The sequence below is a fragment of the Mucilaginibacter sp. genome, from assembly GCF_039207105.1.
GTDB lineage: Bacteria > Bacteroidota > Bacteroidia > Sphingobacteriales > Sphingobacteriaceae > Mucilaginibacter.
This window is the reverse complement of the sequence record NZ_JBCECK010000020.1, coordinates 35,721-58,766: the sequence shown is the minus strand read 5'-3', so window position 1 is coordinate 58,766 and position 23,046 is coordinate 35,721. Positions and strand designations below refer to the sequence as shown.

The window sequence follows — 23,046 nt, the reverse complement described above, 5'->3', positions numbered from 1 at the left end:
TAGCTCGTCGGGCTCATAACCCGAAGGTCGTAGGTTCGAGTCCTGCTCCCGCTACTAAAAACCCTCATAAATAGCTATACTTGGCTTTTATGAGGGTTTTTGATTTTTCAACGGTTCCTGTTATCAAATATTAAGCTCATTTGGCAGTAAGTTCCTTACTTTCAACGCTGCTGTAACTGTTAACTATCGGAATAAGCTTTTCGCCTATCAGTTCAATGCTTTTCATGAGCTGCATGTGGGTAAGTTCGGCGTTATCCATCTGGAAAGTTACCCTTGATAAACCACCTAATGCCTCGCTATGCTGCAGTATTTTTTCGGCAGTCTGCTCCGGGCTTCCCACTATAATAGCGCCGTTGGGGCCTGATACCGCATCGAAAGAAGCCCTGGTAACCGGTGCCCAGCCTCTTTCACGGCCCATTGCCGTGAAAACCTTTGCATAGCCGGGGAAATATTCATTTACTGCCTCCTGGGTGGTTTTTCCAACATAACCTAACGAGTGCATAGCCACTTTTAAATCTTGCGGCTGATAGCCGGCTTCTTTACCGGCAAGCCTGTACAGATCAACCAATGGCCGGAAGCGTGCAGTATCGCCGCCGATGATGGAGACCATCAATGGAAGCCCGAGTTGCCCGGCTCTGACAAATGATCCGGGACTGCCGCCAGCTCCCAGCCAAACTGGTAATTGCTCCTGATACGGCCTGGGGTAAATACTTTGGTTTTCAAGTGGGGCCCTGAATTTACCTGACCAGGTAACCTTTTCATTCTGGATGATTTGAAGCAGGAGGTCGAGTTTTTCTGCAAAAAGCGCGTCATAATCTTCCAGGCGATGACCAAAAAGAGGGAATGCTTCAACGGAAGATCCTCGACCTGCAACTATTTCGGCCCTTCCTTCTGACAACAGATCAAGTGTTGAAAACGCCTGGAATACCCTAACCGGGTCGGCCGCGCTCAAAACGGTTACCGCGCTCATGAGCCGGATGTTTTTTGTTCTGGCTGCCGCGGCAGCAAGGATCATGGTGTGGGCAGAATCCAGATATTCTTTACGATGATGTTCGCCTATTCCAAAAACAGAAAGGCCGGCCTCATCTGCCAATACAATCCGTTCCAGCAGTTCATTTAAAACCTTAGCTGGCGATGATTGGTGCGATGCTATTACAGCAAAGCTGTCAATTCCTATTTCCATAAATTTTATGAATAATATTTTTTAAATACCCGAAGTGGGCTTGAAATTTCCTGTATTGATTTAATGTTTTATCCTTGAATGCCAATGGCGTGAAAATAGGAAGCCTTTTGAGAGAAACTTTGTCATAAACTAATGAATCATTGCTCGTGCAAAAACTTAAGGCACCTTAATTTTTTAATGACTCACAACCTGTTATATTGCAATCTTTTAGCTCTTGTATCACTAAAGACAAAATGCCATTAAAGAATATTTAAAAACACTAAGCTTATACAGATGGTTGCTTTGATTTGCTAAATAGCCCCTAATTACCGAGGCTATTTAACAGACCAAAAGCAATGAAAAAGAAAAGAGATTATTTCAGGATCATTTGATGATGATTCTGAAATTTTTATCAAGGTAAAGCATGATCGGGGTGGTTACGGTAACATACAACGCGTTGAAATAGTGGCTGAACTCGTGGTGAGCCATATGCGATGTGAAGGCACCAACGGCAAATGGGAACAATAGCAACATGCCCAGGTTTCTGAATTCGGCCTTATACAAACCGAAAAGAACAATAAGCCAGCCACCCAATTCGCCGTAACCGATCATTGTGGTCCAGAAATAATTAAAGCCCAGGAAATTCATGCCGTCCATCATTGATTTGGTATGAAATACTTTTTCAAGTGATGCGTAACCGAATACATAAATATAGTAAATGAGTAAAAGCCAGTAGGCTACTTTTTTGAAGGTTTCCATGATATTAAGATTATTAAATTAAGTTTTTATAAAATTGAAATTAGTTCCTATTCTTCTTATAAAGAAGTACTTACCAAATTGTAGGTGGCTAATCTAAAAGTAAGCTAACCCGATTATGAGAAAAGAAAATTCAACAAATAGCATAAACAAAAATTATTTAAATACGAACTGTGGTATAACCTATACCTTGTCGCGGATCTCCGGACGCTGGAAAATCAATATCCTGGCATTCCTGCTTAATGAAAAGCGATTGAGGTATGTTGAGATCAAAGAAAAGCTCGCCTGCGCCGGTGTGTCTGAAAAAGTTCTTGCTGCAAAACTTAAAGAACTGGAAACAGATGGTCTGGTTAAACGCGTTGTTCTTCAACAGGTGCCACCCAAAGTTGAGTACGAAGCAACCGGTTTGGCCTGTTCCCTTAAACAGATCCTTTTCTTGATGGATGAGTGGGGAGAGGCAAAACTCAGGGAGATTACGAAACCATTGATATAGATTCATCGCTTTTCTGATTAGAGGCCTTTATTAATTAATGTGCAAGAGCTGGTTTTACTGCTGTTTTACTACCGCTTTTGGCATCGGCAAACCTGACAAAACTGAGTACCAGTGTACCGCCCAGTAGCAGGATACTCAAAAGGGTAATATCCCGGGTACCCCAATTTGCGATCACCAGGCCGCCGAGAATAGTGCCTATGGTTACCCCTGCGTTTCCGAAAGACACCATTAAGCTGGCAGCGAGTTCCGGGGCATCGGGCGCTTCGGCTGTTGTCCTCAAATTTGATATCAGAAATCCGCCTGTATGTATAAATCCCCAAAGCGCGATGATACCTGTCATGGGCGCAAACCATCCGCCAAAGCTGAATGTCAAAACATTTACCATAGCCAGCGATATCAGGAAAACGCGGGTAGTAAGCAGCGCGTTCCTGCTCATTAAAATACCGGTAAGCCAGTTGCCTGCTATTCCCGCAGCGCCGAATATTAGCAGCATTACACTGATCTGTACGCCATTCATCCGGGTTATCTTTTCCAGAAAATCGGCCAGATAACTGTAACTTGAAAACATGCCAGCCAGCATCAGAACGGTAGCCGTAAGGTTTACCCACAGTTGCCTGCTTTTTAAACCATTTAGCTGTGCTTTCAGGCTTACATTTTCACTAACCGGCATAGAGGGTACACTGATCAGCAGTGCTATAAAAGCTACCAGGTTAATAATGCCGGATAATACGAACGAATAGCGCCAGCCCGCCAGGTCTGTTACATAGGTAGCCATCGGAACGCCCACTACCGTAGCAACACTTAAACCAGCCATGATCACAGCCACAGCTCTGGATGATTGCTCCGGAGCAACCTGGCGAGCTGCTGCAACGGTAGATACCGACCAGAATACCGGGTGTAATACCGCCGGAATTATCCTGGCGATCATGAGCATGGTAAAGTTATTGGCCAGAGCCGAAAATAAATTTGATAACACAAATAGGGCAAGAACAAACGCCATTGTGGTACGTCTGTTGACGCGTGATGTAGCGAGCATCGCGAATGGGCCGGTGATAGCTATGGTAAGTGCAAAACCACTTAACAGCCAACCAGCCCTTTCAATGGTGATATGCAGATCACGTGCTATAGAGGGCAGAATACCGATAACACCAAATTCGGTTGTAATGATACCGAAAGCGCCCAGGGCCATGATGTATATTGACTTTTTCATTTCTTTTTTTATTCTTTTCTTGAACAAATTTAAGTTGTATTTTATAATTTTGTATGTACTGATAAAATTGTCAAGTACTAACAAAAATGTAAGAAATGCGAAAAATTACATCTACGAACGCTTTTAATGAGAAGCTCATTAATGATAATTGTGGTATGGGCCGGGCTTTAAACATTATCGGAGGCCGCTGGAAGCCGGCGATCCTTTATAAGCTGAACAATGCCACCATGCGTTATGGCGAGTTAAAAAAATCTATTGAAGGAATTTCTGAACGAATGCTGGTAGCTCAGCTCAGAGAGCTGGAAGAGGATAAGGTGATTGAGCGCATCGTTTATCCGGAAGTACCTCCCCGTGTTGAATACCGCTTGACCGAATTAGGCAGAACTATGGGGCCGATGCTGGATGCCATGTCAGATTGGGGTGAACTACACCGGGAAAAAGTAGGTGACAATAGATTCCCGGAACCTGTGAAAGAGTAATATGGAAAATTTGCCGGTATTGATCGTTGGCGCCGGGCCAACAGGGCTAACCCTGGCTTGTGAACTGGTGCGCAGGGGCATCAATGTCAGAATAATTGATAAGGCTCCGCAATATCACCGTGGATCGAGAGCCAAGGGCATACAACCCCGTAGTCTGGAAATCATGAATGATCTGGGCCTTGCCGATGCGTTTGCGGAAGCGGGGATAAGCGACCTGATTATCCGGCAATATAATGGAGCTGAACTCATAGGAGATATCAGACGGGAAGTATTTTTAAGGTCTGATACACGCTTTCCGCAAGGGCTGATATTACCCCAGTGGAAAGTAGAAGAAATACTGAGAGGTAAATTGAAAACCTTTGGTATTGAAATAGAAACCGGTACCGAACTGTTAAGCTTTGATCATGACGATCAACATGTTATTGCATTACTCCGTAGTGATATTGGTAATGAAAAGCTGACTTGTGCCTACCTGGTGGGATGTGACGGCGGAAAGAGTACGGTTCGGAAAATGGCCGGGATAACATTTGAGGGAGAAACGCATGAAGATGAAAAGATGTATGTGGGAGATGTGGAAATTGAAGGCCTTGTACCGGATGCCTGGCATATATGGCTAAGCCCCGAACTGGGATTTGCCTATGCTTTGTGCCCGTTTAAAGGCACCGATAGCTGGCAGGTACAAGCGGTTGCCGTTCCGGATGCTGCAGGTGATCTGGCAGAGCCCGGCCTGGGTGTTTTCCGGAAACTATTTGCAGAGCGCACGGGGATGACTAACGTTGTTCTTAAAAACGAAACCTGGGCATCATTATATAGGGTAAATGTACGCATGGCTAACCGTTACCGCGAAGGCCGGGTTTTTATTGCCGGCGATGCCGCCCATGCACATACCATAGCTGGTGGTTTAGGCATGAACACCGGGATTCAAGATGCCTATAACTTAGGCTGGAAGCTGGCACTTGTATTACAACAATCTGTAGGTGAGTCACTTTTGAATACTTACGAGGAAGAACGACGGCCTATTGCCGCCTGGACTTTGAAAACGAGTTCGCAACGGCAGAAAATAACAGCAGATTCCATTAAATCAGGAGGTAACGGCAGGTTGCAAAAAATGGGATCAAGAGATACCACCCAATTGGATCTCAACTACCGTTCAAGCTCCTTAAGTGTCGATATCGCTAAAAACAGTAAAGCATTGCATGCCGGAGATCGCTCGCCTGATATGTTGTTATCAAGCGGAAGCTGGTTATCTGATTTTTATCGGGGCACACATTTTTCGGTTGTGCTATTTACCGAAGATCATGAACTGACACAGCTATTAAGCTTAAGATTCAATGATGCGGTTAAAACCATTTTATTAAATAGCGAACCTGCTGCATACTTCGGCGATACCCAAAATATGTATGTCATCAGGCCCGATGGCCACATCGGTATGATCGCTCCTTATGGTTTTAACGAAGAGTTGGTTGAGTATTTAGATAGTTTTCTCAGTAATAATACAGGTCGCAATTAGCCCCTTAATTTGTCGTTTTCAGGCATTTGAACGTAGGTGGCATTACTGTACCTTTGAGTAAACTAAATCAGAAAACACTTATGGCAACTCAAATTTTTGTGAACCTATCGGTTAAAGATCTCAACAGATCTGTAGCATTTTTTACCAAACTTGGTTACACATTTAACCCGAAATTTACCGACGAGAAAGCAACCTGCATGATCATCAGCGATACCATTTACATCATGCTGCTGACAGAAACTTTTTTCCAGACCTTTACTGAAAAACCAATTGTTGATGCTCATAAATCGATAGAGTGTTCGGTTTGTTTATCTGCCGATAGTAAAGATGAAGTTAACGAAATGGTAGACAAAGCAGTGGCTGCGGGCGCTACAGTACCTAACCCGGCCAGCGACTATGGCTTTATGTATCAGCATAGCTTTGACGATCTTGATGGCCACCACTGGGAATATGTATGGATGAACCCCGATGGCATGCCGGAGCATATGGCTTAAAAGTTGTAGCTTCAAAAAGCTGAGCAAATTTTAGCAGGAATAATTAATATATCAAACAATTAACGCCTGCGAGTTTTTAATGTCTACATCACCACCTAAATTATTTACTTATGTTACCTATAAAACCACACCTCTGGTTCGACCAGGATGCAAAACAAGCAGCTGAATTTTACGCATCATTTATGCCCGATTCAGTAGTCAATTATTCCACCCGTTTTCCAATGCCAGGCGGCGAATGTGAAGTAGTTGAGTTTACTATTGCCGGGCAATCATTCCTGGGTATCAGTGCCGGGCACAAGATGGGCATCAATCCATCCATATCATTTATGGTAAATTTTGACCCCTCGCGTGACCCAGATGCTGCCCAACATATTGATGAAATTTGGAATAAGTTAAGTGAAAACGGTAAAGTACTAATGCCATTGGATAGCTACCCTTTCAGTAAACGTTACGGGTGGATTGAGGATAAATATGGTGTGTCCTGGCAGTTGATCCTGACTAATCCAGAAGGAGAGGAACGGCCTGTGATTGTTCCAACATTGCTGTTTACCGAACCGATGGCTGGTAAGGCTGATGAGGCAATTGACTTTTACTGTTCAGTATTTAAAGATAGCAAACGTGGTACCACTGCGCCACGTCCGGAAGATATGGGGCCGGATAAAGCAGGCACGCTCATGTACGCAGATTATTATATTGATCAAACCTGGCTGGCCGCTATGGATAGCGCGCATCAGCATGGTTTCAGATTTAACGATGCTGTGTCACTATTAATCCCATGTGAAACCCAGGAGGAGATTGATTATTACTGGTCGGCGCTCACCGCTGGTGGCGAAGCCGGACAGTGCGGTTGGTTAAAGGACAAATACGGCGTATCCTGGCAGGTGGCGGCCACAGTGATGTTTGATGCGCTTAAAAATGGAACTCCTCAACAGGTTGAGCGGGTTACACAAACTTTTATGACCATGACAAAAACAGACATTGAAACCTTGCAGAAAGCATATAACGGTGAATGATCAATTCATTGAAAAAATAGATCACCAATGAGCTGGATTTGTCCGAAATGTGATCGGGAACTCCCTAAACCGGCGCAACCGCATTATTGCGCACGGGTTAGCCTTGATAGTTTATTTGCGGGCCGGCCACCAGAACTGGTGCTGGTATTTGATAGGATTCTGGCAGAAGTTGCGGATTGGGATGAGGTATTGGTAGGAACTACGCCAAATTGCATTGTTTTCACCAGGCGGCTAACCTTCCTGGTGGTGCGGCCAATGAAAAAGGAATTGGATCTGAAATTTTATTCTGAAGTTGCACACCCGGAAAAACCCTTTTTAAAAAGTGTAGCATTGGGCAATAAGTTTGAGAACCATATCCGTATTGCATTGCTGGATGATCTGCAGCCTGCTTTATTTCGCTATATGCGGGAATCCTATCAATTATTATGATCAGTAAATATCGTCTCGGCCGGTATAAAAATAAAAAAGCTGGAGCCTTGGCCCGGGGTACTTTCAAAACCAATCCTGCCGCCCTGGCGTTCAATAAATTCTTTACATAAAGGCAGGCCCAGGCCAACTCCTTTTTCATTATTGGTGCCAAAGTCAGGCTCGGTATTAATAGAAAATATTTTTTTCTGTTGAGTATGCACTATGCCCTTGCCATTATCATTAACCGTTATTTTACATTCGTGCTGCACCAATTGCGCGTCTATATTGATCGTTCCGCCATTTGGGGTAAACTTAATGGCATTACTGATCAGGTTGCGCAGCACCAGTTGCAGCATATTTCTGTCAGCCATAACTACCAGCTCCGGATCAATTTCATACGTCAGTACTATGAGCTTGTTATTAGCTTGTGTTTTGCCCATATCAAGGGTGCTTTTGATGATGTCAAGCAGGTTTGCCGGCGCCAGATCAACCGCGGGCCCCTCCATTTGCGATTTAGACCACAGCAACAAATTGGTAAGCATATCCATTGTGCTGTTGGTGGCTGCCAATAGCTCTGGCTCAATGGTGGCGCGCAATGCGCTGTCCAGTTCATTCTCGTTAAGCAGCTGCAGGTAGTTCTGTATATTGATAAGCGGCGTGCGCATATCGTGCGATATGATAGACATTAGCTTATTCTTTTCGGCATCGCTTTTTTCAAGTTGCTCTTTTTGAAGTGATATATGCCGGTTTTGCGCTTCTATGGCTATAGCCTTTTCCTCTACGGCAATACGTTCTCTGTTATAACTTTGGCGGATATATTTAATAACAATATAGATCGCGATAACGGGTAGCGGAAAAGCTGTGATCCTGTCTATCAGCTCCCCCCTGCCTGCGGTAAACGGATGTTTAACTAAAGCCGGATTATAATATGCTATTACGTGCAAAGTCAGAAAACAGCCGATGTAAGCTATAAGCCAGGGCAGTTGCTGCCGGTAAGGAGAAATCGCGAATACTAAAAGCAGGTAAGCAGGCCATATAATATCAGTTGAGCCATTAATGCCTGAATTAGCGAAATAATTAACAGAAAAAACAATGATGCCCGTAATACCAAATAAAAGACTGTTGTGCGGTTTGCGTTTAAATCGTGAGTTATAATACTGGTATAAAAAAAATAAACTTAACAGAAAGCTGGATAGGGAAGCTACATAAAGACCGGCAAAAAAATTATAAGGAACATAAAAAATGGCCAGTACAGTTACACCGAGACTGATAGAATGAAATATTCTGCCTTCTAACGGAAAATCGGAAAAACAACCTATTAGCTTACCCCAAAGCTCGTTTATTTTTTTTACCATAGCCAATAGCTGCGGTTAAAATTAATAATTTAATGTTGTAAATAAATAAATTGCATTAATGTGGGTATGGTAAGAGCTAATTTTTTATCTAATTTACCTGCTTAATTTTTACGATGATATTAGCTATAGATGTTTATTACAGAAGTAATGATGCCAAAGCTGTAGCGGTTTTATTTAATTGGGATGACGCCGCCAATCAGCAGGTGATAGTGGAAATAATTGATGATGCCGCGGAATATATACCCGGAGAATTTTATAAACGGGAGTTGCCCTGTATCTTAAAACTGCTTGAAAAGATTGATTTAAATTTAGTTGATGCTATCATAGTTGACGGCTACGTTTATGTTGATAATAATATGCAGTATGGATTGGGCGGTAAACTATGGGAAGCATTATTAGAAAAAGTGCCAATTATTGGTGTTGCCAAAACATCGTTTTATAGAAATAAGGAAACCGTTAACGAGTTGAGGCGAGGCGAAAGTTTAAATCCATTATATATTTCTTCAATAGGTATTGATGTTAATGAGGCAACCCGTTTGGTCAAAGCTATGAAGGGTAACTTTAGAATACCGGATATATTAAAAAATCTTGATCAGATAACTAAGCAACCTTAAATGCATCATCAAGAATTTGAACCTCCCGAAGAGCTGAGAGATGCCATTAAATGTTTTTGGCATAACAGGCAGGATTTTGGAGAAGTACAATCGAGTTTTGAGGTACAGCCGGATGGCTACGTTGAAATTATTTTTCATTTCGGAGATGATTTAAGTATTGCTAACAAGGGGAGCTTACAGGTATTGGAATCACCATTTATGATGGAGCTGCTTCATCAGCCAGCTATTTTTTATACCCAAGGCCGTTTTGAGATCATCGCCATCAGATGTTATCCCTGGGCGGTGTTTGATCTGCTCGGATTGCCGGCCGGTAAAAACAAGGCTCGCCTATCAGGGCACTCTATAGTCTTGCTTCAACCCGAATTAAAAAGCCTGGTCTTAGCCGGCAACATAAGTGAAGCGCTGGCTTTGGTGAAACAATATCTTCTGAAAGCTCACTCGCAAATCGATCCCAGCAGTATGCTGTTTAAGGCAGGAGTTGCCATGCGCAAGGCAAACGGAACCATGCCGGTAAGTGAGGTTGCAGCGGCGGCCCATGCCACCGTGCGTACATTGGAGCGAAACTTTAAACAATCTTCCGGCCATACGGTTAAAGATGTGTCGGCCCTCATACGTTTTGAACAGGCGCGTAACTATTTATGGCTCTATCCGGATTGTAATCTTGCCGGCCTGGCTCATGACCTGGGATATGCCGATCAATCGCATCTGAGCAGGGAGTTTAAGCGGTACAGCGGTACCACACCGGCCGCCTTTGCCCGAAAAGCACGGCAGGGATTGGGCCGCAGGATTTAAGCAATTTTGTCGTGTTTGTACAATCCTGAAACCGGAGCTATCCGGAGTTTTGTAGCTCAATTTATTTAATATGAAAGCTACAATTGAAAATAATAAAGCCATACAAGATCAACCTATTTACAATGCCATCATTTCTGGTGCCGGACCTGTCGGATTATTCCTCGCCTGCGAACTGGCCCTGGCCAAATGCTCGGTACTGATACTGGAAAAGGCGAATGATGCATACTCTCCTTTGAAACAACTCCCTTTCGGCATACGAGGCCTCTCTGCTCCTACCATCGAGGCGCTTTACCGCCGGGGCCTGTTGCAAGAACTCGAGATCCGTAAGCGATTGAAAAATCCTCACCTAAACGCTATACAGGGGCCGCGCCGGCAAGTGGGACATTTTGCAGGTATACCCTTTCATGAGGGTGATGTAGATACCACGCAATGGATGTATCGTTTGCCTGGTTCAACGGAAACCAGTTTAATTTCTGAAATGGAAGAATTGGAAACCGTTTTGACCCGCCGTGCAGAAACTTTGGGCGTACAGATCAGGCATGGTGTTTCCGTTACTGGTTTTACGCAAACCGATAATGGAGTTACCGTTCAATCGGGCGATCTATCGTTTCAAGCTCAGTGGCTGGTAGGTTGCGACGGAAGCCGGAGTGTTGTGCGTAAAGTGGGCGGGTTTGATTTTGCCGGCACCGAACCGGAATTTACCGGCTATACCGCTAAAGTAGATATTGCTGATCCCCAAAAGCTCAGTCCGGGACGAGTCGTGACGTCAACAGGGATGTACATTCAATCGCAGCCCGGTTATGTTGTGATACAGGATTTTGATAACGGGGCATTTCATAATTCTGGAAAGCCCATTACGCTTGAACATTTGCAGGGTGTGCTGCGTTACGTATCCAACACCGACGTTACCATCAGTGCCCTGCATGCAGCCACCACCTGGACCGACCGTGCCCGCCAGGCGACAGCCTATCGTAACGGACGGGTACTTTTAGCCGGTGATGCCGCCCACATTCATGCTCCGCTGGGAGGCCAGGGTCTTAACCTTGGCCTGGGCGATGCTATGAACCTGGGTTGGAAACTTGCCGCGACCATTCACGAAAAAGCTCCCGATGACTTGTTAGATAGCTATTATAATGAGCGGTACCCCATTGGAGCTCAGGTGCTGGATTGGTCTCGTGCACAAGTGGAGATCATGAAACCTAATCCGCATGCCCGTGCGCTGAATGCCATCATCCATGATTTGATCAATACGCCAGATGGTGCCACTTACATGGCATCAAGGATTTGGGGTATTAACATCCAGTACGATCTCGGCGGATATCATCCTTTAGTGGGCCGAAGCGTGCCGAACTTTGAGCTGGAAGATGGTTCAAAAATTGGCGAGCTCATGCACAATGGGCAGGGGCTGCTGATTGATTTTGAAAGCAACATCACGCTTAAAGCCCTGGCTGCTAATTACGGCGATCAGATCAAATATGTTCCTGGCTGTGCAAAAGAACAATTGGGTTTAAATGCCGTGCTGGTACGCCCGGATGGCATCATAGCTTGGGCAACTGATAGCAATCCTGATCGTGATCAACTCCAAAAGGCGATGGATCGGTGGTTTGTTGGCGTTACGATATGAATTCTGGGTAAGCAAAACCTCCTGAATAAATTTATTTTTATATGTTTGGGCATCCTCATTGGTGTTCCTTAAAAAGAAAATACCAGAGTTGTCATTTCGATAGAGCGAGGGATGGAATGTGTGATAGTGCAAAAGAGAAATCTTATATAATATGCCCGCAGATTTACTGCTTGTATAAGATTTCTCCTCGTTCCTCGTCGAAATGACAACCGTTTTTTTCTTCTGAATACTTATGGGGCTATCCTCCAACAAACCCATACTCATGAATAAAAACCGCATCATCCCTGCACTATTTTTGCTCTTATTTATTGCTAATTGTTCAAATCTATTTGCCCAGGTAGCTGCCCTGCCTACGCAATGGACAAAAACGGCCGCCGATGCCGCTGTTCCTTTTCCTGAATACCCCAGACCGCAGTTGCAACGCAACGATTGGCTGTGCCTGAATGGTAAATGGGATTATCGTGGTGGTAAAGACGTCGCTAACGCGCTTGACCCGGAAAAAGCTATTGCCTTTGACGGTAAGATCGAACAAATACTTGTTCCCTATTGCCCGGAATCGGTAATATCAGGTATTCAGCGGAAACAGGAGATCAATATGTGGTACCGTCGTAGTGTTGAGATTCCTGCGGATTGGAAAAACAAACAGGTAATCATTCACTTTGACGCGGTGGCCCATCATGCAACCCTGTTTGTAAACGGGCATAAAGCCGGTAGCCACGCCGGTAGTTATGATGGCTTTAGCTTTGATATTACACCTTATTTAAACAAAGGTAAGAATACACTGGTTGTTGCCGTTCAGGATTTAAATGATGGCCGCGTACCGTCAGGTAAAAATGGCCCGCGCGGCGATTATACCTTCTGCTCAGGAATATGGCAAACCGTATGGTTAGAGCCCGTAAGCAAAACATACATCGAGAATATCCGCTTACTACCCGACCTGGCTAATAATCGCTTAAAAGTATTGGTAAACACCAAAGGCGAAGGAAAGGTAACGGCTACAGCTCTTGATGGAAACAGCGTGGTTGCTGAGGCAAAAGCAGCCAATGGAACATCTTTTTATCTTCCTATAAAATCGCCAAAACTATGGTCGCCGGATAGCCCTTTTCTGTACGACCTTACCATCAGCCTGGAAGATGCTCATGGCAAGGTTACTGATAAAGTAAAAAGCTATTTCGGTATGCGCGATATTAAACTGGGTAAGGTTAATGGAGTTAACAGGCCGTTGATCAATGGTAAGTTCATGATGCAATTAGGACTGCTCGATCAGGGCTACTGGCCCGATGGCATATTGACCGCCCCTACAGAAGAGGCCCTTAAGTTTGATATCCAATTTACCAAAAACGCCGGATTTAACCTGATCAGAAAGCACATGAAAACCGAGCCTCAGCGTTTTTACTATTGGGCCGATAAATTGGGTTTATTGGTTTGGCAGGATATGCCGGCAATATGGTATCAAAATGAGGATACCACCAAAACCAGGACTCAATTCAGGAAAGAGTTAAAAACACTTATTGATCAACATTATAATTCGCCATCCATCATTACCTGGGTTCCTTTTAATGAAAACTGGGGCGCGTTTGATGTGAAGAATATAACCGATTGGGTTAAACAATACGATCCATCAAGATTGGTTAATGGTAACTCGGGTTTTAACAATAACCCCAGCTATCAAAAAGCTTACGGCGATCCGAAAAACGGCGACTATGTAGATACACATATTTACGTAGGCCCGTATGGCGCTTCGGTACCCGATGAGCACCGGGCAGCCTCATTGGGCGAGTTTGGCGGTGTTGGCTTATTTGTGCGCGACCATATGTGGCCGGTAGCTAACAACGCTTATGCGTATGAACCCACCAAGGCCAGGCTAACAGACCGGTACGTGTTTTTGCTGGATGAAGTAGAACAGCTAATGAAATACAAAGGACTGAGCGTAGCCATCTACACGCAAACAACCGATGTGGAGCACGAGGTAAATGGCATGCTTACTTATGACAGGGCTGTTGAAAAAATGGAAATGGACAGGGTTAAGGCGGTAAACGAAGCTGTTATTAAAGAGAGCTTCAAAATGAAGCCGTAGTTAGCTGCTCATCAAATTTAAAAAGCCTCAGATCTTTTGGTCTGAGGCTTTTTGCTTAATAGGTATCTTCGTTAAAATAATGGCCGGCCTAACATAGCGTTAGTGAGCAACAGAGATACACCAACAAAAAAAGCGAATGAAAAAACAATGGCTGGTCTGGCGTTTTTCGTTCCGCTGATAATAACAAACAGAGGGACTATTTGCAGGGCATGCAGACCCATAAAGTGGGCTATCCGTAAATCGCCGGCAATGCGGCTCCAGTTAAAAAATGGCAGACCCGGGCCGCCATCGGCAGCGCCAACTGTATGTGCCAAACGCGAGGCCATTAAACCACCCTCCAACGAAAAAAAGCACGCAATAATTATTCCCAGCCTGATGGCCCATAACAAAGCCGGACTTATTTGCACCGGTTTCACTCTAAAAAAGCGGATACCCATATACAGCGCAAAAAAAGTTTGTGAAACAATCACAATACCCATCGCGCTAAACAGGAGCGGATTATAAATACCCGAAGTATTGTAGTGTGATAATTGTCCCCTTGCGGCTTGTGAAGCGATAGCTACCATTTCAAAGGTCATGGCAAATGCGGTGAACCGGGCAAATCTTCGTTTTAGTTGCTCAAATGGGAAGTACTGCAAAAAAAGCGGCCAGGTTAAACAATATATAGCAATGGATATGGCAAATTTAATGGGCTTGGTCCACAGGTTAATGCCCATCAGCTGGCGGTGATCAAATTGCGCAACAATGATCAGGAGCACAAATAATACTAAATGCGCTACGCCGCAATAATACAGAGCCGGGCTAATATTCTGGATACGGGCAAATAAGGTTTTCATATGTTAATTGTTTTGATTTTTTGAATGGCCTGGTAAAGCAGGTAACCAACCGGGCCGAACATAAAGGTTAATAACAGACAGGGAATAATCAGCCAATGGGATATGGCTTTTTCCTGTGCCGATTTAAGGATAGAAAAGCCGATGAGCAGATCAAAGGCGAGGTAATGTACCCAGCCAGCTAACAACAAGCCATCATCAGCAAAAAGGCGGCGTACTTCCTGTATGGAGTTAAAGCCACCTCCCTGAATACTAAAAAAGCCGGTAATGTATACGCAGTAAATAACCGAAAGCAACAATGGAACAACACGATTGCGAATGAGCCATTGTGTCACCTGCCATTTAGGAAATATGATTAACAGCACCCACTGCAAAGCAGCGATGGTACTAACAATTGAAAATATCTGTGCCGGAGCCATATCATTTTTATTTTGATGACGCGTGTAAATGCGCAATACAAAATTGGCCTGATTAGCAACGTTTAAAAATGTTATGGAGTTAAGAAAGGAAGGTGTTTTATTAACCTATGTTAATTTGATACCGGCAACCTTAGCCCTAATACGGCTGAGGCTTTGGGGTTGGATGCCCAGGTATGATGCAATTAAGTGCTGGGGTAGTCTTTCAAAAATATGAGGTTGGTTAGTCAGTAATTCCAGATATCGCTCTTCGGCCGATTGAAGCATTAAGTTACGTTTGCTTTTGGCGGTATCAATAAACAATTTTTCGGCCATGAGGCGGCCAAAACGTTCAAAACGCTGGCTGTGCTGGTACAGAGCCTGCATGTCGGAATAGTTCAGCGTAAAAAGTTCGCAATCATCAAGAGCTTCAATAAAATCCGGCGATGGCGCCTGTAACAGAAAGCTTTCATAATCGCCTATCCACTCCCCCTCAAAGGCGAACCCGATGGTATAATCACCTTTTTCACCTCTCGAAAAATAGCGTAAGCCGCCTTTATACACTACGGTCATGGCCTTACAAACCTGGCCTTCTTTTAAATAAAAAGCATGTTTTTTGAGGCTCACCGGTTTAAGCTTTTGCATAAATAAAAAAAGCTCTTCGTCGGTAAAATCAACCAGGGTACGTAACGATTGGGTGATAACTTCGTACATATTCAAATATACAGCATAATAACTATGAAGGCATGGCTTGCCTTACGCTATTTTACTAATGAACATTGTTACAATTACTTAATACTCCCCTAATGTATAAACAATATTATTGCGGGCATATCGGTACTTCGTGATGACCAAAGAAAATGTTAATGTATTCATCGATGCCTGGATCAATGGTGATGAGGAATCGTATACAAACATTTTTGACTATTACTATCCGCGTTTATTATCCGCCGCTTTAAACCTGGTGAAAAATACCGATGATGCCGAAGAACTGGTGATGAATGTGCTGTTAAAGGTGTGGCAGCTTAAAAACCGCATTCAGGATATCCGCGATCTGGATACTTATTTGTTTGGTATTCTGCGGCAGGAGATCTCCGGGCTTTCCAGGAAAAAAATATTACTGACCGAAACTATAGATGGGATACCGCTGCAAAATCTGGGTTCAGTTGATCATCCGGAATTTTCATTAAGAGATCTGCAGTTACAATACCAGGCAGCACTTAATAAACTTACCCCTAAACAGCGCGAGGTTTTTCTGTTAAGCCGTGATGAGCAAATGAGCCAGCAGGAAATCGCTGATCATACGGGCCTTTCGGTAAATACCATCAATAACCATATTACCTCCTCCCTTAAAATTATCCGTAAAGAATTACAGAGTTATCCCGATGCTGTTGTTGTGGTGCTCATTACCAGTAGTGCTGCGCTGTTACTCAGTTAAGCCAACTAATAAAGTCTTGAATTTTTCCACCTCATCATTAACGCAGGGTTAATTCGATATTAAATTTCCGGTTTGCTTAGTTGTTGCCTTTAGTTTTCGCATTGTTATATGCGAGGGACACTGTTAAAGTCCTGCTAAATGAAAATGGAAAGGCCTTCGCGCGAAGTAATGATCAGGTATTATAACAACGAATGTTTGCCACAAGAGGAACATCTGATCGACCTGTACTTGTCTATGGATATAGACCATGAGTACATAGAATCATGCTTAAAAGAGGCCTGGAATAATTTAAATGATAAGCCTCATCATTTGCTAAGCGAAGAACAAAGTGTCAAAGCCAAAGAACTGTTTGCACGCCGGAAGAAGGTGTTGGAACAACATCCGGCAGATGAATCTGAGTTTTTGGATGAAAACAATAATGTGATTAATAAACGGAAGCTCCCGGTGTTTGTCCGTTTTGCCGCTGCCGCCGCCGTTTTATTATTTATCGTTGCTGGCGGTTATTTAATGCTCAAAAAGCAACCTGTGCCCGTGCAACTGGTTAAAAACAAACAAAAAGATATTCAGGCCGGTAAAAATCAGGCTATCCTCACGCTGAATAACGGTACTAAGATTGATTTGGATGATGCCTCAAACGGACAAATTGCCAAACAATCCGGAATGGTGATCAGCAAAGCCAGCAATGGTCAGTTGGTTTATACGGTTACTGGCAATACGCAAAACGGCACCAAGCCCGAATTAAATATCATTGAAACGCCGCGTGGTGGCCAATATCAGGTAACCCTGCCCGATGGTACCAAGGTCTGGCTGAATGCGGCCTCGTCGATAACCTTCCCTACAGCTTTTTCGGGCAGCGAGCGTAAGGTAATCTTAACCGGCGAAGCCTATTTTGAAGTAGTACATAACGCCAAACAGCCTTTTAGTGTGGATGCCGCGGGAGTTCAGATACATGATCTGGGAACCCATTTCAATGTAAACGCCTATCCTGACGAAACAGCGGTAAAAACAACCCTTGTACAAGGCGCGGTAAAGTTAGATCATCAGGGAGCGACAGCTTTGTTAAAACCCGGACAACAAGGCAGAATCAAAGTTGGCACCGGCAATATCGAGATAGCACAGGTAGATACAGACCTGGCTACAGCCTGGAAAGATGGCGTGTTCAGGTTTGATAATACCGATCTGCACTCGTTGATGCGTCAGCTTTCCCGATGGTACAACATAGAGATAGTGTATGAAGGTAATGTGCCCAACGATGTGTTTTTTGGGAAGATAGAACGTAGGGCTAATCTTTCAAAAGTGTTAAAAGTGCTGGAGCTGGGCGATGTGCATTTCAGAATTGAAGACAGGAAACTGATCGTAATGCCATAAACATTAAATAACAATCATTAAAGCTTAAAGAAAGGATCTTATAGACAGAAACAACAACAGAAAACCCATTGGTTGCCTGTAAAAAAACCGGAAGCGCTTGCAACACTTCCGGCAAAATGATAGGCAATGTCAATTAAAACGCGTGAACATTTTTTAGACTTATTAACCCCTTTTTACAAAAATATGAATTTAAACTTATGTTTTAAGGCGGCTTATTTTAAGCGGCTTATAACATCTAAACCTTTTATGGTTATGAAACTCGTCATTATTATGCTAACCGTATTTTGCGTGCAGGCCTCGGCCCGGAGCTATGCGCAGCAAATATCGCTTTCAGAAAACAACGCCTCGTTGGCTAAAGTATTTTCGAGCATTGAAAAACAAAGCGGGTACGACTTTTTTTACAAAGGCAGCCTGCTGCAAAACATAAAAGTATCAGTACACCTGAACAACGCTACACTACAGCAGGCTTTGAGTACCATCCTTAAAGATCAGCCCCTGAGTTATACCATTTATGAACACATGATCATTATTAAAAATAAAGAACGTGTGGCTACTGAACCTGTTAAGGAAAGCGCGAATATCATTGCGCCGGTTACGGGTAAGGTAACGGATAACAAAGGTCAGCCATTGCCGGGTGTAACCGTAAAGCTTAAAGGATCATCAAGCGTAGAAACGGTAACAGACCAGGCCGGAAATTACACCATAAACCTGCCCGATAATTCAGGTACCCTGGTATATAGCTTTCTGGGTTTTGTGAGCCAGGAGATAGCCGTAAATCAGCATACCAACATTGATGTAAAACTGTTGGAAGATATAACCGGTCTGAACCAGGTTGTGGTTATAGGCTACGGAAACGTACGAAGGAAAGACCTTACCGGCGCAGTCTCCACTATTAAAGGCGAGACTTTTGAAAACACGCCCATCATCAGCATTGAGCAAATGTTGCAGGGTAAAGCTCCCGGCTTGCAGGTTACTTCTATAAGCGGGCAACCGGGAGATGGGGTATCTGTGCGCATCCGTGGCGGAAACTCTATTAATGCTACCAATGAGCCTTTGTATGTGGTTGACGGTATTATTGCCGGAACCGATTTTAATACCAGTTTGCTGAATCCGGAGGATGTGGAATCCATTGACGTTTTAAAGGATGCCTCATCAACCGCTATATATGGCGCGCGCGGTGCAAACGGCGTTATTATCATTAACACCAAGGCCGGAAAAGCAGGAAAAGACCATATCACGATCAACTCCTATTCGGGCTTTCAGCAATTGCCGCATGAAATTCCTATGATGACAGGCCCGCAATACGCCGCTTTGGTTAATGAGCAGTACATCTCGCAAAAAAAAGCTCCGTATTATAAAAATGTTGATTCTGTGGCCAATACCGATTGGCAGAAAGAAATAACCCGGGTTGCCCCTATCAGCAGCATTACCATGCAGGCATCCGGAGGCGATAACAGATCAACCTATCTGGTTTCTGCAAACTATACAGATCAGGAGGGTATTATTTTAAACTCAGGCTATCGCCGTTATCAGTTCCGATCGAATTTTAGCAGGCAGGTATTACCCACGGTTAAAATTAATACTACATTAAACATTGGAAATTCACTTACCCGAAATAACCCGGCATCATTAGGTGGGTTAGATTATTATTCATCGGCATTGGGTGTTGCTCCATCTATGCCAGCGTATTTGCCCAATGGCGACTTTTCGGTTAAACGCGAGGTAAACTCAGGCAACCTGGATAACCCGCTGGCCCAGGCCACCCTAAAAACCAACACCACCAACAGGAATAACGTTTTAGGTAATTTTGGTGTGGAGTGGACTTTAATTAAAGGTCTGGTTTTTAAAACATCATTCGGTGTACAGCTCGATTTCTCTAAAAACAATGTGTATACTCCGGGCTCATTGCCGGTTGAAAAGGTAAACTCTACAGGCGGAACCGCAAGCGTTTCTACCGCGCAACACACCAACTGGACAATCGAAAATACCTTAAACTATACTAAAACCATAGCCAAGGTTCACAGCATAAGCGCCCTGGTGGGTATGACTTACCAAAACGATGTGGTGGAAACCTTATCAGGTTCATCCTCAAAATTCCCGAACGATACCTATACCTATAACAACCTGGGCGCTACAGACCAAACCACATTTGGTGTAGGCTCTGGCTATACCAAATACGGTATTGTATCGTACCTGGGTCGTATCAATTATAGCTTTAATGATAGGTATCTGTTAACCCTTACCGGCCGTGTTGATGGTGCATCAAACTTTGCGGTAAATAAAAAATACGCGGTGTTCCCGGCTGCGGCATTTGCATGGCGCGCGTCTGACGAGGATTTTATGAAAAATCAGGATGTTATTTCAAACCTGAAATTTCGCCTGAGTTATGGGGTTACAGGTAACCAGGGTATCAGCCCATACCAATCACTGCAAACCTTAAATACGGCACGGTACATATTGGGTAATAATAATACGCTGGGCTATATACAGGGTAACTATGGCAACCCGAGCCTGAAGTGGGAAACCACCGGCCAGTATGACGCGGGTGTTGAATTTGGCGTATTGCATGACCGCCTGAGCTTTGAGGTTGACTGGTACAGTAAACACACCAGTAATCTGCTTTTGTCTGAGCAGTTGCCTGTTCAAACCGGGTATGGCAGTTTAACCACCAACATTGGCTCAATTAACAACAGAGGTGTTGAGGTGATGATCAACTCGGTTAACATTAACAAAAAAAGCTTTAACTGGACATCATCTTTCAACATTGCTTTCAACAAAAATAAAGTGCTGGATTTAGGTGGTGTAAATTCAATTTTTACACAAAGCATAACCTATGCTGGTAACGTGAGCAGTTTAAACGTAGGCGGGCCGGTGGGTACATTTTATGGCGCAACCTATTACGGTACCAGGAAAACACTTGACCCCGTACCGGGAGTCGTTGGTAAAAATGCTACGCCTACTTTGGGCGAAGCATTGTATTTAGATAAAAACGGTGATGGCAAACTGGGTACTGATGATTATGGCGTTATAGGCGACTCGAACCCGAAATTTTTTGGCGGATTAAACAATACCATCAGTTATAAAGGCTTTCAGTTAAGCACCTACTTCTCATTCTCATACGGTAATAAGATCATGAACATTGCCGACGCCTTTTATGCCTCGGGCGATCCGTTATCAAACAATTATGCTTACATGGTCAACCGTTGGTCGCCGTTAAATCCTAACTCCAACATTCCAACACTATCCCGCGATTATGTGCCTAATACCAGGTGGATCTATAACGGATCGTACCTGCGTTTAAAAACGGTAACGCTGGGTTATAACATTCCGGGCAGCAAGTTTCATGTAAGGTGGTTTAAAAACATCAATGTTTACGCGTCAAGCTCAAACCTGTTTGTGATCACCAAGTACCCTTATTATGATCCGGATACTAACTACTATGCCAAGAGTTCAGTTTCGCGCGGGTTCGATGCTACCAACTATCCACAAAACCGCAATTATGTACTTGGGTTAAAAGTTGATTTTTAATTCGCCATCAATAAAACACAATGAAAAAGATATTTATCATATTAACCGCAATCAGCATATTAGGCGCTGGTTGCTCCAAGCAGCTGGAAGAAAACCCTAAAAATAAAATTAGTACCGATAAGTTTTTCTCTACAGATGCAGAGGCCATACAGGGATCAACCGGTGTGTATTCATGGCTCGCTACAGCTGGGGGCTTTGGGCAATCACTTTGGCGGGGGCTTGATGAAGGTACGGATGTTAGCCGTATCCGGGCATTGATTGATGTGGTTCCCAGCTATACGCTAACCGCTTCAAATTCGGGTTATACAGCATCTATCTGGACAACCATGTACCAGGGCGTTTACAATGCTAATCTTTTTATTGATAAGGTAAGTAAGTCTAACGGTATAAGCGCAGCCACCAAAACCAGGGTATTAGGCGAGGCAAAATTCTTAAGGTCATTATATTACTATTATCTGACCGGCCTATTTGGCGATGTGGTGTACTATGATGAAAAGAGCTACACCATTGATGCCACAAAAAACCTCGGCCGCACATCTGCCGATCAGATCAGGGCTAACCTGGTGCAAAGCCTGAAAGAGGCAGAAGCAGCACTACCAGCAAAATATACTGGTGCCGATGTAGGCCGGGCAACAAAAGGCGCGGCGCAAACACTGCTAACCAAAATTTATCTATGGCAAAAGCAATGGAAACTGGCCCAGGACGAGGCACAGGCCATTGTGGATAGCAAAACCTACACCCTGCAACCCAACTACGCGGATATTTTCACAGATGCCAATGAGTTTGGTCCGGAAGTTATTTTTGAGGTTGATTTTGAGCCGGTTTTAAATGGTAATAACCACCATACCTGGTACCAGCCTAATAATATAGTGGGTGTGTCGCCGTTTAGTGGCAGGTCATGGTATGGCTATCCTATCCCCTACCAATGGTTTGTAAACAGCTTTGACGCGGCCGACAAACGTAAGACATCTATCCTGGCCGATAGTTATAATGGCACGCCTTTTAAAATTGATCCGGTTCAAAAGATCACCATGTGGATGGGCCCAAAATTCTGGAGGCTGACTTATCCATCTGACAGCGACGGAGGCATGGATGTATACGTTTTCAGGTATGCCGATGTATTGCTGATGCTGGCCGAGGCTGCTAATGAAAATAATGATATGACCACAGCTATCAGTAATGTGAACCTGGTACGTGCACGTGCGGGTTTAACAAACATGACCAGCTCAACCCAGCAGCAAATGCGCGATTACCTTTTTGCAGAGCGTGCAAAAGAACTGGTGGGCGAAGGTCAGCGCAGGCTTGATTTAATCCGCTGGGGTAAACTTGTACCATCGGTAAAAGCCGCTGCCGCTGTTGAAGATCCATTTGTGACATCTAACATTCAGGATTTTCATGTGCGCTACCCTATTCCTGCTGCCGAAATACAAAAAGACCCGGCATTAACGCAAAATACAGGATACTAAATATTATTTAATCAGGGTTTTGCCATTGGTA

The 23,046-nt window shown here is 44.0% G+C and carries 21 protein-coding genes; 14 read left to right on the top strand and 7 right to left on the bottom strand.

Annotated features, from left to right (window positions below):
* Window positions 1-136 precede the first annotated feature (136 nt).
* Window positions 137-1,183, bottom strand: coding sequence for an LLM class flavin-dependent oxidoreductase (locus tag AAGC65_RS06600; RefSeq protein WP_343111632.1), 1,047 nt, complete (start codon window positions 1,181-1,183; stop codon window positions 137-139).
* Window positions 1,184-1,546: 363 nt separating this feature from the next.
* Complete coding sequence (locus AAGC65_RS06595; RefSeq protein ID WP_343111631.1) at window positions 1,547-1,921, bottom strand: DoxX family protein; 375 nt, start codon at window positions 1,919-1,921, stop codon at window positions 1,547-1,549.
* Between the two features lie 115 nt (window positions 1,922-2,036).
* On the opposite strand from AAGC65_RS06595, the gene AAGC65_RS06590 reads away from it, so the two are divergent.
* Window positions 2,037-2,411, top strand: coding sequence for a helix-turn-helix domain-containing protein (locus tag AAGC65_RS06590; RefSeq protein ID WP_343111630.1), 375 nt, complete (start codon window positions 2,037-2,039; stop codon window positions 2,409-2,411).
* 34 nt (window positions 2,412-2,445) lie between these two features.
* Here AAGC65_RS06590 and AAGC65_RS06585 read toward each other — a convergent pair whose 3' ends face one another.
* On the bottom strand, window positions 2,446-3,621 hold the full coding sequence (locus AAGC65_RS06585; protein ID WP_343111629.1) for an MFS transporter: 1,176 nt from the start codon (window positions 3,619-3,621) through the stop codon (window positions 2,446-2,448).
* 95 nt (window positions 3,622-3,716) lie between these two features.
* Between AAGC65_RS06585 and AAGC65_RS06580 the strand changes: the two genes are divergently transcribed.
* The 5 genes from AAGC65_RS06580 to AAGC65_RS06560 all read left to right on the top strand — a co-directional run bounded on the left by AAGC65_RS06580 (window position 3,717) and on the right by AAGC65_RS06560 (window position 7,546).
* On the top strand, window positions 3,717-4,100 hold the full coding sequence (locus tag AAGC65_RS06580) for a helix-turn-helix domain-containing protein (RefSeq protein WP_343111628.1): 384 nt from the start codon (window positions 3,717-3,719) through the stop codon (window positions 4,098-4,100).
* Window position 4,101: 1 nt separating this feature from the next.
* On the top strand, window positions 4,102-5,610 hold the full coding sequence (locus AAGC65_RS06575) for an FAD-dependent monooxygenase (protein ID WP_343111627.1): 1,509 nt from the start codon (window positions 4,102-4,104) through the stop codon (window positions 5,608-5,610).
* Window positions 5,611-5,690: 80 nt separating this feature from the next.
* Entirely contained in the window at window positions 5,691-6,104 is a 414-nt protein-coding gene (locus AAGC65_RS06570) for a VOC family protein (protein ID WP_343111626.1), read from the top strand.
* Between the two features lie 110 nt (window positions 6,105-6,214).
* Window positions 6,215-7,117: a VOC family protein gene (locus AAGC65_RS06565; protein WP_343111625.1), complete on the top strand. Its 903-nt coding sequence runs from the start codon at window positions 6,215-6,217 to the stop codon at window positions 7,115-7,117.
* A gap of 27 nt (window positions 7,118-7,144) precedes the next feature.
* Window positions 7,145-7,546, top strand: a complete 402-nt coding sequence (locus AAGC65_RS06560) for a DUF5655 domain-containing protein (RefSeq protein WP_343111624.1) — start codon at window positions 7,145-7,147, stop codon at window positions 7,544-7,546.
* On the opposite strand, the gene AAGC65_RS06555 is transcribed toward AAGC65_RS06560, so the two are convergent.
* Window positions 7,534-8,880: a HAMP domain-containing sensor histidine kinase gene (locus AAGC65_RS06555; RefSeq protein WP_343111623.1), complete on the bottom strand. Its 1,347-nt coding sequence runs from the start codon at window positions 8,878-8,880 to the stop codon at window positions 7,534-7,536. The genes AAGC65_RS06560 and AAGC65_RS06555 overlap by 13 nt on opposite strands.
* 113 nt (window positions 8,881-8,993) lie before the next feature.
* Here AAGC65_RS06555 and AAGC65_RS06550 point away from each other — a divergent pair, with 113 nt between their 5' ends.
* From AAGC65_RS06550 to AAGC65_RS06535, 4 genes are all read left to right on the top strand, one after another.
* The gene (locus AAGC65_RS06550) at window positions 8,994-9,494 is read left to right on the top strand and encodes an endonuclease V (protein WP_343111622.1); all 501 of its coding nucleotides are present in this window, start codon (window positions 8,994-8,996) and stop codon (window positions 9,492-9,494) included.
* Entirely contained in the window at window positions 9,495-10,286 is a 792-nt protein-coding gene (locus AAGC65_RS06545) for a helix-turn-helix domain-containing protein (protein WP_343111621.1), read from the top strand.
* 70 nt (window positions 10,287-10,356) lie between these two features.
* Window positions 10,357-11,910, top strand: a complete 1,554-nt coding sequence (locus tag AAGC65_RS06540; protein WP_343111620.1) for an FAD-dependent monooxygenase — start codon at window positions 10,357-10,359, stop codon at window positions 11,908-11,910.
* A gap of 262 nt (window positions 11,911-12,172) precedes the next feature.
* Complete coding sequence (locus tag AAGC65_RS06535) at window positions 12,173-13,987, top strand: sugar-binding domain-containing protein (RefSeq protein ID WP_343111619.1); 1,815 nt, start codon at window positions 12,173-12,175, stop codon at window positions 13,985-13,987.
* Between the two features lie 71 nt (window positions 13,988-14,058).
* On the opposite strand, the gene AAGC65_RS06530 is transcribed toward AAGC65_RS06535, so the two are convergent.
* The 3 genes from AAGC65_RS06530 to AAGC65_RS06520 all read right to left on the bottom strand — a co-directional run bounded on the left by AAGC65_RS06530 (window position 14,059) and on the right by AAGC65_RS06520 (window position 15,929).
* Entirely contained in the window at window positions 14,059-14,823 is a 765-nt protein-coding gene (locus AAGC65_RS06530) for a hypothetical protein (RefSeq protein ID WP_343111618.1), read from the bottom strand.
* Window positions 14,820-15,239: an ABA4-like family protein gene (locus AAGC65_RS06525; protein WP_343111617.1), complete on the bottom strand. Its 420-nt coding sequence runs from the start codon at window positions 15,237-15,239 to the stop codon at window positions 14,820-14,822. Before AAGC65_RS06525 ends, AAGC65_RS06530 begins: the two co-directional genes overlap by 4 nt.
* A gap of 105 nt (window positions 15,240-15,344) precedes the next feature.
* The gene (locus AAGC65_RS06520) at window positions 15,345-15,929 is read right to left on the bottom strand and encodes a Crp/Fnr family transcriptional regulator (protein ID WP_343111616.1); all 585 of its coding nucleotides are present in this window, start codon (window positions 15,927-15,929) and stop codon (window positions 15,345-15,347) included.
* Between the two features lie 133 nt (window positions 15,930-16,062).
* On the opposite strand from AAGC65_RS06520, the gene AAGC65_RS06515 reads away from it, so the two are divergent.
* The 4 genes from AAGC65_RS06515 (at window position 16,063) to AAGC65_RS06500 (ending at window position 23,015) form a co-directional block, all read left to right on the top strand.
* Window positions 16,063-16,653, top strand: a complete 591-nt coding sequence (locus tag AAGC65_RS06515) for a sigma-70 family RNA polymerase sigma factor (RefSeq protein WP_343111615.1) — start codon at window positions 16,063-16,065, stop codon at window positions 16,651-16,653.
* A gap of 138 nt (window positions 16,654-16,791) precedes the next feature.
* Window positions 16,792-18,021, top strand: coding sequence for a FecR domain-containing protein (locus AAGC65_RS06510; protein ID WP_343111614.1), 1,230 nt, complete (start codon window positions 16,792-16,794; stop codon window positions 18,019-18,021).
* A 252-nt stretch (window positions 18,022-18,273) separates the two neighbouring features.
* On the top strand, window positions 18,274-21,549 hold the full coding sequence (locus AAGC65_RS06505; RefSeq protein WP_343111613.1) for a TonB-dependent receptor: 3,276 nt from the start codon (window positions 18,274-18,276) through the stop codon (window positions 21,547-21,549).
* A 20-nt stretch (window positions 21,550-21,569) separates the two neighbouring features.
* Complete coding sequence (locus tag AAGC65_RS06500; RefSeq protein WP_343111612.1) at window positions 21,570-23,015, top strand: RagB/SusD family nutrient uptake outer membrane protein; 1,446 nt, start codon at window positions 21,570-21,572, stop codon at window positions 23,013-23,015.
* The last annotated feature ends 31 nt before the right edge of the window (window positions 23,016-23,046 follow it).

Coding starts and splice junctions, on each gene's coding strand:
- AAGC65_RS06570 (WP_343111626.1), top strand. CDS start 5,691: ATGGCAACTCAAATTTTTGTGAACCTATCGGTTAAAGATCTCAACAGA.
- AAGC65_RS06525 (WP_343111617.1), bottom strand. CDS start 15,239: ATGGCTCCGGCACAGATATTTTCAATTGTTAGTACCATCGCTGCTTTG.
- AAGC65_RS06545 (WP_343111621.1), top strand. CDS start 9,495: ATGCATCATCAAGAATTTGAACCTCCCGAAGAGCTGAGAGATGCCATT.
- AAGC65_RS06590 (WP_343111630.1), top strand. CDS start 2,037: ATGAGAAAAGAAAATTCAACAAATAGCATAAACAAAAATTATTTAAAT.
- AAGC65_RS06510 (WP_343111614.1), top strand. CDS start 16,792: ATGAAAATGGAAAGGCCTTCGCGCGAAGTAATGATCAGGTATTATAAC.
- AAGC65_RS06595 (WP_343111631.1), bottom strand. CDS start 1,921: ATGGAAACCTTCAAAAAAGTAGCCTACTGGCTTTTACTCATTTACTAT.
- AAGC65_RS06505 (WP_343111613.1), top strand. CDS start 18,274: ATGAAACTCGTCATTATTATGCTAACCGTATTTTGCGTGCAGGCCTCG.
- AAGC65_RS06555 (WP_343111623.1), bottom strand. CDS start 8,880: ATGGTAAAAAAAATAAACGAGCTTTGGGGTAAGCTAATAGGTTGTTTT.
- AAGC65_RS06520 (WP_343111616.1), bottom strand. CDS start 15,929: ATGTACGAAGTTATCACCCAATCGTTACGTACCCTGGTTGATTTTACC.
- AAGC65_RS06580 (WP_343111628.1), top strand. CDS start 3,717: ATGCGAAAAATTACATCTACGAACGCTTTTAATGAGAAGCTCATTAAT.
- AAGC65_RS06575 (WP_343111627.1), top strand. CDS start 4,102: ATGGAAAATTTGCCGGTATTGATCGTTGGCGCCGGGCCAACAGGGCTA.
- AAGC65_RS06530 (WP_343111618.1), bottom strand. CDS start 14,823: ATGAAAACCTTATTTGCCCGTATCCAGAATATTAGCCCGGCTCTGTAT.
- AAGC65_RS06550 (WP_343111622.1), top strand. CDS start 8,994: ATGATATTAGCTATAGATGTTTATTACAGAAGTAATGATGCCAAAGCT.
- AAGC65_RS06600 (WP_343111632.1), bottom strand. CDS start 1,183: ATGGAAATAGGAATTGACAGCTTTGCTGTAATAGCATCGCACCAATCA.
- AAGC65_RS06535 (WP_343111619.1), top strand. CDS start 12,173: ATGAATAAAAACCGCATCATCCCTGCACTATTTTTGCTCTTATTTATT.
- AAGC65_RS06540 (WP_343111620.1), top strand. CDS start 10,357: ATGAAAGCTACAATTGAAAATAATAAAGCCATACAAGATCAACCTATT.
- AAGC65_RS06565 (WP_343111625.1), top strand. CDS start 6,215: ATGTTACCTATAAAACCACACCTCTGGTTCGACCAGGATGCAAAACAA.
- AAGC65_RS06560 (WP_343111624.1), top strand. CDS start 7,145: ATGAGCTGGATTTGTCCGAAATGTGATCGGGAACTCCCTAAACCGGCG.
- AAGC65_RS06500 (WP_343111612.1), top strand. CDS start 21,570: ATGAAAAAGATATTTATCATATTAACCGCAATCAGCATATTAGGCGCT.
- AAGC65_RS06515 (WP_343111615.1), top strand. CDS start 16,063: ATGACCAAAGAAAATGTTAATGTATTCATCGATGCCTGGATCAATGGT.
- AAGC65_RS06585 (WP_343111629.1), bottom strand. CDS start 3,621: ATGAAAAAGTCAATATACATCATGGCCCTGGGCGCTTTCGGTATCATT.